This is a genomic window from Burkholderia sp. E168m22 (assembly GCF_001319805.1).
In the GTDB taxonomy this organism is placed as follows: Bacteria; Pseudomonadota; Gammaproteobacteria; order Burkholderiales; family Burkholderiaceae; genus Burkholderia; species Burkholderia orbicola.
This window is the reverse complement of the sequence record NZ_BBSK01000013.1, coordinates 1-14,020: the sequence shown is the minus strand read 5'-3', so window position 1 is coordinate 14,020 and position 14,020 is coordinate 1. Positions and strand designations below refer to the sequence as shown.

Below are 14,020 nucleotides of genomic sequence, written 5' to 3'. Positions count from 1 at the left end.
CAGCCGGCCGCACGGCCGCGTCAGTGAAGCTGCTTGTAGATCTGCTCGGCGAGCGCGTGCGAAATGCCCTCGACGCTCGCCAGTTCCTCGACACTCGCGGCCACCACGCCGCGCAACCCGCCGAAGCGCGCGAGCAGCCGCTGCCGGCGCTTCGCGCCGACGCCTTCGAGCTCCTCGAGCCGCGACGTCTGGCGAGCCTTCGCCCGCTTCGCCCGCATGCCGGTGATCGCGAAGCGGTGCGCCTCGTCGCGAATCTGCGCGACGAGCATCAGCGCGGCGCTCTCCTTGCCGAGTTCGAGCGGCGCGCGGCCATCCGCGAACACCAGCGTCTCGAGGCCGACCTTGCGCCCCTCGCCTTTCGCAACGCCGACCAGCATCGACGTGTCGAGGCCGAGCTCGGTGAACACCTGCCGCGCGATCTCGACCTGACCCTTGCCGCCGTCGATCAGCACGATGTTCGGCAGCAGGCTCGACGCCTCGGCCTGGCGAGTCGACTCGCCGTCGATGCCGGCCGCTTCGTCGACGGCCGCCGCCTGCGCGGCCTGCTCGACCATCTTCTCGTAGCGGCGGGTGAGCACCTGCCGCATCGCCGCGTAATCGTCGCCCGGCGTGATGCCCGTGATGTTGTAGCGGCGGTATTCGCTCGACTGCATCTTGTGATGGTGATAAACGACACACGACGCCTGCGTCGCCTCGCCCATCGTATGGCTGATGTCGAAGCACTCGATCCGCAGCGTCGCGAGATCGTCGCTGTCGTAGCTGAGCGTGTCCGCCAGCGCGCGCGTGCGCGCCTGCTGCGAACCCTGCTCGGACAGCAGCCGCGCGAGCGCGAGCCGTGCGTTCTGCTCGGCCATCGACAGCCACGCGCGCCGCTGCCCCTGCGGCTGCCGCACCAGCGACACCTTGTGGCCGGCCTGCTCGGACAGCAATTCCAGCAGGTCGCGGCTCGCGGGCGCATGGCTGACGACGAGCACCGGCGGCACGCGGTTGCCGAGATAATGTTGCGCGATGAATGCGTCGAGCACCTCGGCCTCGACCGACGCTGCCGCCGCCGCGCCGCGCGCGCTGCCCGCCTCTTCCGCAGGCTGATCGGGCACCGTGTCGACCGGCGCATCGGCCGTCGCATCGACCGCCTCCGCCGGCTCGACCTCTTCACCGAGACCGCCTTCGGCGAGCGTCAGCGCACTTTCGACGTGCGTCGGGAAATACGCCTTGTCACCCAGGTGCCGGCCGCCGCGCACCATCGCGAGGTTCACGCACACGCGTCCGCCCTGCGCGACGACGGCCAGGATGTCGACGTCGCTGTCGCTGCCGACCTCGATCGCCTGCTGGTGCAGCACCGTCGCAAGCGAGCTCATCTGGTTGCGCACGGCCGCCGCCTGCTCGAATTTCAGCTCGGCCGCGAACGCGTGCATCTTCTGCTCGAGTTCCTTCATCACTTCGGACTGCCGGCCGAGCAGGAAGCGCGCGGCATTCGACACGTCGACCGCGTAATCCTCGTCGGAGATCGCGCCCACGCACGGCGCCGTGCAACGCCCGATCTGATGCAGCAGGCACGGCCGCGTACGGTTGTTGAAGACCGAATCCTCGCAGGTGCGCAGCTGGAACACGCGCTGCAGGATCTGGATGCTCTCGCGCACGGCCCACGCGCTCGGGAACGGCCCGAAGTACTGGTTCTGCTTGTCGACCGAGCCGCGGTAGTAGGCCATCCGCGGAAAGCGGTGCGCGGTGAGCTTCAGGTACGGATACGACTTGTCGTCGCGAAACAGGATGTTGTAGCGCGGCGCGAGCGCCTTGATCAGGTTGTTCTCGAGCAGCAGCGCTTCGGCTTCCGAACGCGTGACGGTCGTTTCGATGCGTGCGATGCGCGTGACCATCATCGCGATGCGCGGCGACAGTTGCGTCTTCGTGAAATAACTCGACACGCGCTTTTTCAGGTCGCGCGCCTTGCCGACGTAGAGGACGGCGCCCGCCGTGTCGTAATAGCGATAGACGCCCGGCATGTGCGGCAGCTGCGCAAGGATCTTCTTCGGTTCGAACGGAGTAGCGGAGGCTTCTGGGGATGTCATGCGTGATCCGGGCGCCTTGTAACGCGGAACGGGTCTATTAGAATCGCCAGTTTAGAGCATTCACCGGCCCGCTTCGATGCCACGCACCACCGCTGCCCCCCTCTCCGCCGTGCCGCTCGCGCCGGGCGAACCGATTGCCTGCGACCTCTTCTGCACGGTGATCGACAATTTCGGCGACATCGGCGTGTGCTGGCGCGTCGCGCGCCAGCTCGCGCACGAGCACGGCTGGCAGGTTCGCCTGTTCGTCGACGACCTGCACACGTTCGCGCGCCTGCTGCCGCAGGTCGATCCCGACGCGGAGCGGCAAACGGTCGACGCGATCGCGATCGAGCACTGGCATGCGGAAGTCGGCGACGCGCTGGACATCGCCGATGTCGTGATCGAGGCGTTCGCGTGCGAGTTGCCCGGCCCGTATCTCGCGGCGATGGCGCGGCGCGCGCGCCGCCCCGTGTGGATCAACCTCGAATACCTGAGCGCCGAGGCCTGGGTCGCCGATTTCCATTTGCGGCCGTCGCCGCATCCGCGCTATCCGCTACTGAAGACGTTCTTCTTCCCGGGCCTGTCGGCCGGCACCGGCGGCGTGCCGAAGGAGCGCGACCTCGACGCGCGCCGCGCGGCCTTCGACGCCGATCCGGCAGCCCGCGCCGCGTGGTGGCAGCGCGCGACCGGCGAAGCGGCGCCGGCGCCCGGCACGACGGTCGTCAGCCTGTTCGCCTACGAAAACCCGGCCGTCGACGCGCTGCTCGCGCAGTGGCGCGACGGCCCGTCGCCGGTCGTCGCGCTCGTGCCGACCGGACGCCTGTCGCCCGCCGTCGCGCGTTTTTTCGGGGTCGAGTCGTTCTCGGCGGGCGTACGGGCGCGCAGCGGCAACCTGACCGCCCACAGCCTCGCATTCGTTCCGCAGGCAGACTACGATCCGCTGCTGTGGGTCGCCGATCTCAATTTCGTGCGCGGCGAGGATTCGTTCGTCCGCGCGCAGTGGGCGCGCAAGCCGTTCGTGTGGCACATCTATCCGCAGGCCGACGACGTGCACCTGCCCAAGCTCGATGCCGCGCTCGCGCACCTGTCGGCCGGCCTCGCCGATGCGCCGCGCGCCGCGCTCGAGCGGTTCTGGCATGCGTGGAACGGCGCCGGCACGCCCGACTGGGCCGATTTCTGGCAACATCGCGCCGCGCTTGACGCGAATGCGCTCCGCTGGGCCGACGCGCTCGCGGCCGTCGGCGATCTCGCCGGAAAGCTGGCGGAATACGCAAAATCTCAGTTAAAATAAGCGGTTATCCGACGGCTGACCACGCAAGCGCTCGCGTTTGGGCTCCTGGCGCCCACCGGAACGCACCGCCGCTTGCGCCGTCAGCCGTTGCGCAACGCTCAGGCACCTATTTATTTGATTTGATCAGGACAGTTTTTTATGAAAACCGCACAGGAACTCCGCGTAGGCAACGTCGTGCAGATCGGCAGCGAAGCATGGGTCATCGCAAAAGCGGAATACAACAAGTCGGGCCGTAACTCGGCCGTCGTCAAGATGAAGATGAAGAACCTGCTGTCCAACGCAGGTCAGGAATCGGTTTACAAGGCTGACGACAAGTTCGAGGTCGTCGTGCTCGACCGCAAGGAAGTGACGTACTCGTACTTCGCCGACCCGATGTACGTGTTCATGGACGCCGACTACAACCAGTACGAAGTCGAAGCCGAAATGATGGGCGAAGCGCTGAACTACCTCGAAGACGGCATGGCTTGCGAAGTCGTGTTCTACAACGAGAAGGCGATCTCGGTCGAACTGCCGACGGTCCTCGTTCGCGAAATCACCTACACGGAACCGGCCGTCAAGGGCGACACGTCGTCGGGCAAGGTGCTGAAGAACGCGAAGCTGGCGACCGGCTTCGAGCTGCAAGTGCCGCTGTTCTGCAACACCGGCGACAAGATCGAAATCGATACGCGCACGAACGAATACCGCAGCCGCGCGTAATCGTCAGCGATTTCCGCATCGAACAAAGCGCCCTTCGGGGCGCTTTTTGTTTGTCTGGCGCCAACAGCTGCCACAAACCGGAGCCATGCGCAGCACAAAAGCCACCGGTAAAGATATTCAATTTGTATCATCGGTAACTGTTTTATAGCGCCGGAGAAATAATGCGCGTGACGCGTTCGGCGGGGCATAAAATCAGTCTTTAATCCGACATGCGGCTGCGGCCCGCTGGCCGACAGCCCGCCTCTCTTGACTCGACTCGCGTCCACCATGCCACACGCCCTGATTGTCGAAGACGATCCCAACAGCCTGTCAGGCCTCACCGCGCTGCTCGCCGCAGACGGCTTCTCGGTCGACACGGCCACGTCGCTCGCCGAAGCGCGCACGGCGCTCGGCCGCTCGATTCCCGACGTCGTGCTCGTCGACCTGAATCTGCCGGACGGCAGCGGGTTCGATCTGCTCCAGCACCTGCCGCAGCAACAGCCGAACGGCTCGCTGCCCGTGATCGTGCTGACGGGCAACGCGACGGTCGAGAGCGCCATCGAGGGCCTGCGTCACGGCATCTGGGACTACCTGCTGAAGCCGATCAACATCCCGCGCCTGCGCAGCCTGCTCGCGCGGATTCCCCGCCCGTACGAACTGATCGACGAAGTGCAGTCGCTGCGTGCGTCGCTGCGCCATCTCGGCCGCTTCGGCGCGCTGGTCGGCCGCAGCGACGCGATGCAGCACGTGTACGACATGATCGAGCACAACGCCCGCACCGAAACGGCCGTGCTGTTCTCGGGCGAAGCGGGCACCGGCAAGAAGCTGGCGGCGCGCACGCTGCACGACCTGAGCCGGCGCCGCAAGGGCCCGTTCGTGTCGTTCGACTGCCGCATGCTCGTGCAGGCCGGCCGGCACGGCGCGTCGCTCGACAGCGTGCTGTTCGGCCATGAGCGCGGTGCGTTCGACGGCGCCGAGCGCCGCGAGACGGGCCTGTTCGAGCAAGCCGGCGGCGGCACGCTGTTCCTCGACGAAATCACCGCACTGCCGCTCGTGCTGCAGGAAGCGCTGCTGCATGCGCTCGATTCGCAGAACTTCATGCGGATCGGCGGCACGAGCTCGATTACCAGCGATTTCCGACTGATCGCGGCCACCCGCCGCCCGGCGCGCGAAGCGGTGGCGAACGGCACGCTGCGCGAGGATCTGTGGCTGCGCCTCGACGCAGCGTCGATCACGATGCCGCCGCTGCGCGAGCGTGACGGCGACGCGCTCGCGATCGCGGACGCGCAGATCGACGAACTGAACCGGGAAGCGCGCGCAACCGGCCGCAGCACGACCGACAAACGCGCGGCCCCGGGCTTCGTGCGCGAATGCCTGTCGTACGAATGGCCGGGCAACGTGCGCGAACTGCAGGAGCGCGTGCGTTTCGCGTACGACGCATCGGGCGACTTCATCGAGACGCTGCGCGCGGGCGAAGCCAGCTTCTCCGCCGGCGCCGCGCTGAACGGCAGCAGTGTGCAGATCAAGGTCGGCACCCCGCTGTCCGACGTCGAGGATCTGCTGATCCGCGCGACGCTCGACGCGGTCGGCGGGACGCGCCACCGCGCGGCGACGCTGCTCGGCATCAGCCCGAAGACGCTGTACAACAAGCTGCAGCGGATGAAGGTGAACTGAGCGGGGCGGCCCCTGGATTCGAGGCGCTGGCCGGATCTGACCGTTAGTTGCGCATGAATCCATTCCAGCGCCTACCCGAATCAGGCCATCGCAATCCGTGATAAAAAAGCCGCGCTATTGCGCGGCTTTTTCGTTTGAAGCAACCGGAACGGCGCGACCCCGCCGTCCTCTGCCCGCTTACGCCAGCGCGCTGCTCAGCAGCGCCTGCGCCTGCAGATACTCGGGCTGCGCGATCAGCTTGTCCCACTTGAGCGCCTTGCCGCGCGCGCGCATCCGCTTGAGGCGCCGCACCGACTCGGCCGAGGTCCGCGCCTTCAGTCCATTCAGCACGACTTCGGCCGCGTCCGGCTGGTTGCAGACGAGCACCATGTCGCAACCGGCGGCGAGCGCGGCATCGGCTGCCTGCGTGAGCGTGCCGCCTTCGCGGGCGGCCTCCATCGACAGGTCGTCGCTGAAGATCGCGCCCGTGAAGCCGAGCTTGCCGCGCAGGATGTCCTGCAGCCACACGCGCGAGAACCCGGCCGGCCGCTTGTCGACCTGCGTGTAGATCACATGCGCCGGAATCACCGCGGCAAGCGACAGCCCGAGCCAGTCGTACGGCGCGACGTCCTGCGTGAGGATCGCATCGAGCGTGCGGTCGTCGGTCGGCAGCGCGACGTGCGAATCGGCCTCCGCGAAGCCGTGCCCGGGAAAATGCTTGCCGCAGTTCGCCATGCCGGCGAGCGACAGCCCGTGATTCAGGCTCTTCGCGAGCAGCGTGACGACGCGCGGGTCGCGATGGAACGCCCGATCGCCGATCACCTTCGAGTGCCCGTAGTCGAGATCGAGCACGGGCGTGAAGCTCATGTCGATCCCGCACGCGCGCAATTCGGCGGCCAGGATGTAGCCGACGGCGGTCGCGACCTTCGTCGCGAGCAGCACGTCGCGATCCCACAGTTCGCCGAGGCGGTGCATCGCGGGCAGCACCGTGAAACCGTCGGTACGGAACCGCTGCACGCGCCCGCCTTCGTGATCGACGGCGATCAGGATGTCTTCGCGCACCGCGCGGATCGCGTCGGTCAGCGCGGTCAGTTGCGCGCGATTCTGGAAGTGCCGCGCGAACAGGATCACGCCGCCGGTATTCGGATGCGCGAGGCGCCGCGCATCGTCGCGCGACAGGGTCGTGCCGACGACGTCGAGCATGACCGGGCCGGGAGTCGTTTTCATTGAATCGGGGATTCCGTCAGGAGGAGGTTCGGGAAACAGGTACAGGAGCAGGCGCGGCGTCCGTCTCGGCAACCACGAACGACACCGCGTAGTCGCGTTCGTCGCTGACCGTCACGCGCGCCGTGATGCCGCGCGCGGCCAGCCAGTCGGCCAGCTCGCCCGATGCGACCACGTATGGCTCGCCGCTCGGATGGTTGAGCGTCTGCAGCGCGCGCCACGTCATCGGCCAGTGCATGCCGAGCCCGATCGCCTTCGAGAACGCTTCCTTCGCGGAGAAGCGCGTCGCGAGAAACGCGATGCCGCGTGCCTCGGAGCGCGCGCGCCGCGCGTGGAACACGCGCAGTTCGTCGGGGCCGAGCACCTTCTCGGCAAACCGGCCGCCCGTGCGTTCGAGCACGGCCGCGACGCGGCTCACCTGCGCGATGTCGGTACCGATGCCGTAGATCGCCATGTCAGTCTCCGCCGGGGTAGCCCGGCGAAGCCGGGCCAAGCGCGTCGCAAACGGCGTGCGGGGCGCGGCGGCCTCGCATCGTCAGCGCGCGCCGCCGTGCAGCGCGGCGACGCGTGCGGAGACCATGATCGCCTTCATCTCGCGCACCGCGTTGTCCCAGCCCGCGAAAATCGCGTGCGCGACGATCGCGTGGCCGATGTTCAGTTCGACGATGCCGTCGATCGCGGCGATCTGCTGCACGTTCGTGTAGTGCAGCCCGTGGCCCGCGTTGACCTTCAGGCCAAGCCGCGCGCCGGCCTGCACGCCCGCGACGATACGCTCGTATTCGCGCTGCTGCTCGGCTTCGTCGCGCGCTTCGGCGTAGCGGCCCGTATGCAGCTCGATCACCGGTGCGCCCGCTTCGTGCGCGGCGCGGATCTGCGTGTCGTCCGGGTCGATGAACAGCGACACGCGCACGCCCACGTCGGCGAGCTGCTTGCACGCCGCGCGCACGGCCTCGAAGTGGCCGGCGACATCGAGACCGCCTTCGGTCGTCAGTTCCTCGCGCTTCTCCGGCACGAGGCACGCGTCGTGCGGACGCACTTCGCACGCGATGTCGAGCATCTCGGCCGTGACCGCGCATTCGAGGTTCATGCGCGTCTTCAGCAGCGGGCGCAGTTCGCGCACGTCGGCGTCGACGATGTGACGACGATCCTCGCGCAGGTGCAGCGTGATCGCATCCGCGCCCGCTTCTTCGGCGGCGAGCGCCGCGCGGATCGGATCGGGATAGCGCGTGCCGCGCGCATTGCGCAGCGTCGCGACGTGGTCGATGTTCACGCCGAGGTCGATGGCGGTGGGCGTTGTCAGGAAGAAGCTCATAGGTTTTGCAGGTCGATCAGGATCTGACGCGTGGCGAGCGGCGTGCCGCCGAGATAGGTGTTCAGCAGGAAGCGCATCAGCGTCTTGCTTTGCGCAACCGTCTGGGCTCGATGGTAATCGTCCTGTTCCATGTCGAGCAACGTCTGCCCGGTGATGACCGGCCAGTGCGACGGCACGTCGTCGTCCGCATTGCGCACGCCGCGCTCGGGATCGAACACGTAGCGGCGCTCGGGTTCGACCGCGCGGCGGGCAACCGTGCGGTTCAGCGCCATCGCATAGCCGGTCTCGCGCAGCAGCACGCGCTCGAACGAGCGCAGCACCTGCACCGCGGGTTCGCCGTGCGCGAGGCGCGTAAGGGTCAGCACGTAATGATTGAACAGCGGCGGCTGGGGATCCTCGCGCGCGCAGAACTTCACGAGCAGCTCGTTCGCGTAGAAACCGCACAACAGCCCGTCGCCGCCGAGCGGCAGCATCCCGCCGACCCACTCGGCGCCCGTCAGCGTGCGCACCTCGGATTTGCCGGACCAGGACAGCAGCAGCGGCTGGAACGTCTGCAAGACGCCGCGCAACGCGGAGTGCGGGCGCTTCGCGCCCTTCGCGACGAGCGCGAGCCGGCCGTGGTCGCGCGTCAGCACGTCGACGATCAGGCTCGTTTCCCGATACGGATAGCTGTGCAGCACGAACGCCGGCTGCTCGGCGACGCGGAAATCGGACGTGCGAGACGTCGCGCGCCGCGCCTTGCGCGGCGGTTCGGGCGGTGCCGGCAGCGGCGCGTCGTTCGCGCCGGCCGTCACCGCGTCTTCGGTCGACGTCAGCGCGTCATTCGTACCCATAGGCACGCAGCCCCGCCTCGTTGTCGGCCCAGCCGCTCTTCACCTTCACGAAGGTCTCGAGGTACACGGGGCCGTCGAACAGCTTTTCCATGTCCATCCGCGCCTCGGTGCTGATCTGCTTGAGCTTCTCGCCCTTCTTGCCGATCACCATCGCCTTGTGCGAATCGCGCTCGACGAGGATCGTCGCGAAGATGCGCTTCAGGCGGCCTTCCTCCTCGAACTTGTCGATCAGCACGGTGCTCGTGTACGGCAGCTCGTCGCCGGTCCAGCGAAACACCTTCTCGCGCAGGATTTCGGCCGCGAGAAAACGCGAGCTGCGGTCGGTCAGCTCGTCCTCGCCGTAGATCGGCTCGCCTTCCGGCAGGTACGGCTTGATCGTGTCCAGCAGGCGCTTGATGTCTTCCGGCTTCTGCGCCGACAGCGGCACGAGCTCGGTGAATTCGCGCAGCTCGCTCACCTTCTGCATGAACGGGAACAGCGTGGCCTTGTCGTTCACGCGGTCGATCTTGTTCGCGATCAGCAGCGTCGGCATGCCGGGCGGGATCAGGTCGAGCACCTTCTGGTCGTCGGGCCCGAAGCGGCCGGCCTCGATCACGAACAGGATCACGTCGACCGACGTCAGCGTCGACGTGACCGCGCGGTTCAGCGAACGGTTCAGCGCGGTGCTGTGACGGGTCTGGAAGCCCGGCGTGTCGACGAACACGAATTGCGCGTCGTCGAACGTGTTGATGCCGGTGATGCGGTGGCGGGTCGTCTGCGCCTTGCGCGACGTGATGCTGATCTTCTGGCCGACGAGTGCGTTCATCAACGTCGACTTGCCGACGTTCGGGCGGCCCACGATCGCGATCATGCCGCAACGGAAACCGGTAGGAGCGGGAGTGTTCATATCGTTTGGGAGACAGGTTCGGAAACGGCCGCGCGGCGCGCGGCACGATCGCTGGGCAATTCAGTGGTCGGCATCGGCCACGCGCGCCTGCGCGGCAGCAAGACTCGCGCCGCCGGGCGGCGTGTCGGCGTCGGGCGCCGCGGCATCGCGTGCGCGCGCAGGCGTACGCGCGGCGGAGTCGGCACTCGCGGCAGGCTTGTCGGCCGACGACGATGCCGGATCGGTTGCATGGCCGGCTTGCTTGTCGGCTGCGCGCGGCGCGGCCTCGGCGGGCTTTTCCGCAGCCTTGTCGGGCCGCTCGGCCGGTTTGTCGGCAACCTTGTCGGCCGCCGGCTTCGCCGCCCGTTCGCCTTTGTCCGCGGCCGGCTCGACATGCGCCGCGCGAATCGCGGCCATCGGCGCGATAGCCGGCTCGGCGCCCGTCGCCGCGGCCGCGGCGGTGGCAGCCGGCACCGCGCCCGCCGCCCTCGCCTCGCGCGCCGCCGCACGTTCCTTCCGCTCGGGCGAGCGCAGGTCGAGCGCTTCCTGCACGCCCTTCACGCCCGGCACGATCTCGGGTTCGACATGCTTGGACCCGCGCGCATTTTTCGAACGCTTCGGCTTCGCAGCCAGCATCGGCGCGGCCGCCATCACTTCGTCGAGCGCCTTCTTCGCGGCAGCCTGCTCGGCCGCGCGCCGGCTCGCACCGGAGCCCGATACCTTCACGTCCAGCTTCGGCACCGTGCACTCGACCTCGAACTGCTGATTGTGCGCCGCACCATGCGTTGCGACGACCGTATAGGTCGGCAGCGCGATCTTGTGCCCCTGCAGATATTCCTGCAGCAGCGTCTTCGCGTCCTTGCCGAGCGTACGCGGATCGATGTGGTCGAGAATCGGGATATAGAGGCGCTTGATGACCCCTTGGGCGGCTTCGAAGCCCCCATCGAGGAACACGGCCCCGATGATGGCTTCGAACGCGTCCGCGAGGATCGACGGGCGACGGAACCCGCCGCTGCGCAGTTCGCCCTCGCCCAGCCGCAGGCCGTCCGAGATATTCAGGGCCTGAGCAATTTCATACAACGACTGCTGCTTGACGAGATTGGCGCGTACGCGCGACAGGTCACCTTCGTCCAGCTTGCCGAAACGCTGGAACAAAAGGGCGGCCACCGCGCAATTCAGAACGGAATCGCCGAGAAACTCGAGCCGTTCATTGTGCGTGGCACTGTGACTGCGATGGGTCAAAGCCTGGCGCAACAATTCCGCATTGCGAAATTCGTAGCGCAGCCGGCTTTCCAACTGGGATGAGGGCATGTGCAGGAGTATAACGCGGGCGCCCGGTCGGGCCGAAACGGCACGGCCGGACACGAAAAGGCGTGACGAGGCGGTGTTACCGCCGGTTCTTAAAGTAGTTCGGCAATACGCGACGCGGCCCGTGCGTCGCGTATTGCGTGTGAATCGAATGCGGTCAGTTGAAGGAGCCGATGCGCTTCAGGTCGCTGAAGTTCATCCAGATGAAGAACGCGCGGCCGACGATGTTCTGGTCGGGCACGAAACCCCAGTAGCGGCTGTCCGCGCTGTTGTCGCGGTTGTCGCCCATCATGAAGTAGTGACCGGGCGGCACCTTGCAGATCACGCCGCGGCTGTTGTACGTGCAGTTGTCGCGATACGGATAGTCGTATGCGCCCATCACGAACGGCGGCACGGCCGGGTTGTTGAGGATCGCGTTCTTCTTGTTGCCGATCGTTTCCTCGAACTGCTTCGCGTAATTCTGGCGCTCGTCATCGAAGAAATCGGGCAGCGGCGTTTCGGGCACCGGCTGGCCGTTGATCGTGAGCTGCTTGTCCTGGTACGCGACGGTATCGCCCGGCAGGCCGATCACGCGCTTGATGTAGTCGACCGACTCGTCCTTCGGATAGCGGAACACGACGACGTCACCGCGCGACAGCGGGCTGCCCTGCGTGATCTTCGTGTTGGTGACCGGCAGGCGCAGCCCGTACTCGAACTTGTTGACGAGGATGAAGTCGCCGACGAGCAGCGTCGGCACCATCGAGCCCGACGGAATCTTGAACGGCTCGACGACGAACGAACGCACGACGAACACGGCCAGGATCACCGGAAAGAAGCTCGCCGTGTACTCGAGCCACCACGGCTGGCGCAGCTTTTCGTCACGCAGCTTCGAACGCGTCTGCACCGCGTTTTCGTCCGCGAAACGCTTGTCGATGCGCGACTGCTGGCGATCGAACTCCTCGATCGCCGAGTCGGCCGCCTTGCGACGCCGCGGCAGGAACACCAGTTTGTCCAACACCCACGCTACGCCCGTCACGACGACAAGCACAAAAAGAATCAGCGCAAAATTCATAAAAGGATCAGTCCTGTTATTTGTCTTCGACGCGCAAGATCGCGAGGAACGCCTCCTGCGGGATCTCGACCGAACCCACCTGCTTCATCCGTTTCTTACCTTCTTTCTGCTTCTCGAGCAGTTTCTTCTTCCGCGTGATGTCGCCGCCGTAGCACTTCGCGAGCACGTTCTTGCGCAGCGCCTTGATGTTCTCGCGCGCGACGATGTGCGCGCCGATCGCGGCCTGGATCGCCACGTCGTACATCTGGCGCGGAATGATCTCGCGCATCTTCGCGGCGACTTCGCGGCCGCGGTATTGCGACTGCGACCGGTGCACGATGATCGACAGCGCGTCGACCTTGTCGCCGTTGATCAGCATGTCGACCTTCACGACGTCCGACGAACGGTATTCCTTGAACTCGTAGTCCATCGACGCATAGCCGCGCGACACCGACTTCAGACGATCGAAGAAGTCGAGCACGATTTCCGCCATCGGGATCTCGTACGTGAGCTGCACCTGGCGGCCGTGATACTGCATGTTGATCTGCGAGCCGCGCTTCTGCTCGCACAGCGTGATCACCGAGCCGACGTAGTCCTGCGGCATGTAGAGATTCACCGTGACGATCGGCTCGCGGACTTCAGCGATGCGGCCGGGCTCCGGCATCTTCGCCGGGTTCTCGACCATGATCGTCGAGCCGTCGCTCTGCACGACCTCGTAGACGACCGTCGGCGCGGTCGTGATGAGATCCATGTCGAATTCGCGCTCGAGCCGCTCCTGCACGATTTCCATGTGCAGCAGCCCGAGGAAGCCGCAGCGGAAACCGAAGCCGAGCGCCTGCGACACTTCCGGCTCGTACTGCAGCGATGCGTCGTTCAGCTTCAGCTTCTCGAGCGATTCGCGCAGCGCGTCGTACTGGTTCGCCTCGACCGGATACAGCCCCGCGAACACCTGCGGCTTCACTTCCTTGAAGCCCGGCAGCGGCTCGGCGGCGGCCTTGGCCGCGTGCGTGACGGTATCGCCGACCTTCGCGGCCGTCAGTTCCTTGATGCCGGCGATGATGAAGCCCACCTGCCCCGCCGACAGCGAGTCGAGATTGCGCGACTTCGGCGTGAACACGCCGACGTGCTCGACCGGATATTGCGCGCCGGTCGCCATCATCTTGATCTTGTCCTTCGGACGCAGCGTGCCGTTGACGATGCGCACGAGCATCACGACGCCGACGTAGTTGTCGAACCACGAATCGATGATCAGCGCCTGCAGCGGCGCGGCCGGATCACCCTTCGGCGGCGGCACCTTCGCGATCAGCGACTCGAGCACGTCTTCCACGCCGAGGCCCGTCTTCGCGCTGCAGCGCGTCGCGTCGGTCGCATCGATGCCGATCACGTCCTCGATCTCCTCGATCGCGTTCTCGGGGTTCGCGGCCGGCAGGTCGATCTTGTTCAGCACCGGCACGACCTCGACGCCGAGCTCGATCGCCGTGTAGCAGTTCGCGACCGTCTGCGCCTCGACGCCCTGGCTCGCGTCGACCACCAGCAGCGCGCCTTCGCACGCGGACAGCGAACGGCTGACCTCGTACGAGAAGTCGACGTGCCCCGGCGTGTCGATCAGGTTCAGGTTGTAGACCTTGCCGTCGCGTGCGCGATAGGACAACGCGGCAGTCTGCGCCTTGATCGTGATGCCGCGCTCGCGCTCGATGTCCATCGAGTCGAGCACCTGCGCTTCCATTTCACGGTCGGCGAGGCCGCCGCATACCTGGATGATGCGATCCGCGAGTGTCGAC

12 protein-coding genes are annotated in these 14,020 nt (G+C 66.6%); 3 read left to right on the top strand and 9 right to left on the bottom strand.

Going from position 1 to position 14,020, the window contains the following annotated elements; all coding sequences use genetic code 11:
• Positions 1-20 precede the first annotated feature (20 nt).
• Positions 21-2,069, bottom strand: a complete 2,049-nt coding sequence (gene uvrC / locus AP428_RS02995) for an excinuclease ABC subunit UvrC (protein WP_054927544.1) — start codon at positions 2,067-2,069, stop codon at positions 21-23.
• Between the two features lie 76 nt (positions 2,070-2,145).
• Between uvrC and earP the strand changes: the two genes are divergently transcribed.
• The 3 genes from earP to AP428_RS02980 all read left to right on the top strand — a co-directional run bounded on the left by earP (position 2,146) and on the right by AP428_RS02980 (position 5,688).
• Positions 2,146-3,339, top strand: a complete 1,194-nt coding sequence (gene earP, locus AP428_RS02990; protein WP_054927543.1) for an elongation factor P maturation arginine rhamnosyltransferase EarP — start codon at positions 2,146-2,148, stop codon at positions 3,337-3,339.
• A 138-nt stretch (positions 3,340-3,477) separates the two neighbouring features.
• A complete protein-coding gene (efp, locus tag AP428_RS02985) occupies positions 3,478-4,035 on the top strand; it encodes an elongation factor P (RefSeq protein WP_006476487.1) in 558 nt (185 codons plus the stop codon).
• Positions 4,036-4,302: 267 nt separating this feature from the next.
• A complete protein-coding gene (locus tag AP428_RS02980) occupies positions 4,303-5,688 on the top strand; it encodes a sigma-54 dependent transcriptional regulator (RefSeq protein ID WP_054927542.1) in 1,386 nt (461 codons plus the stop codon).
• A gap of 177 nt (positions 5,689-5,865) precedes the next feature.
• Here the strand turns inward: AP428_RS02980 and nagZ are convergent, their stop codons facing one another.
• The 8 genes from nagZ to lepA all read right to left on the bottom strand — a co-directional run.
• The gene (nagZ, locus tag AP428_RS02975) at positions 5,866-6,894 is read right to left on the bottom strand and encodes a beta-N-acetylhexosaminidase (RefSeq protein ID WP_054927541.1); all 1,029 of its coding nucleotides are present in this window, start codon (positions 6,892-6,894) and stop codon (positions 5,866-5,868) included.
• Positions 6,895-6,910: 16 nt separating this feature from the next.
• Entirely contained in the window at positions 6,911-7,345 is a 435-nt protein-coding gene (gene acpS, locus AP428_RS02970) for a holo-ACP synthase (RefSeq protein WP_023475505.1), read from the bottom strand.
• 81 nt (positions 7,346-7,426) lie between these two features.
• The gene (gene pdxJ / locus AP428_RS02965) at positions 7,427-8,203 is read right to left on the bottom strand and encodes a pyridoxine 5'-phosphate synthase (protein ID WP_054927540.1); all 777 of its coding nucleotides are present in this window, start codon (positions 8,201-8,203) and stop codon (positions 7,427-7,429) included.
• Positions 8,200-9,036 (bottom strand): DNA repair protein RecO, encoded by an 837-nt coding sequence (gene recO, locus AP428_RS02960; RefSeq protein WP_006476492.1) that lies wholly within the window; start codon positions 9,034-9,036, stop codon positions 8,200-8,202. The genes pdxJ and recO overlap by 4 nt, the downstream gene beginning before the upstream one ends.
• Positions 9,023-9,922 (bottom strand): GTPase Era, encoded by a 900-nt coding sequence (era, locus tag AP428_RS02955; RefSeq protein WP_006476493.1) that lies wholly within the window; start codon positions 9,920-9,922, stop codon positions 9,023-9,025. Before era ends, recO begins: the two co-directional genes overlap by 14 nt.
• A gap of 60 nt (positions 9,923-9,982) precedes the next feature.
• Positions 9,983-11,212, bottom strand: a complete 1,230-nt coding sequence (rnc, locus tag AP428_RS02950) for a ribonuclease III (RefSeq protein WP_054927539.1) — start codon at positions 11,210-11,212, stop codon at positions 9,983-9,985.
• A gap of 154 nt (positions 11,213-11,366) precedes the next feature.
• Positions 11,367-12,260, bottom strand: a complete 894-nt coding sequence (gene lepB, locus AP428_RS02945; protein ID WP_011544943.1) for a signal peptidase I — start codon at positions 12,258-12,260, stop codon at positions 11,367-11,369.
• A 16-nt stretch (positions 12,261-12,276) separates the two neighbouring features.
• On the bottom strand, positions 12,277-14,020 hold a 1,744-nt coding region (gene lepA, locus AP428_RS02940), incomplete at its 5' end, for a translation elongation factor 4 (protein ID WP_054927538.1).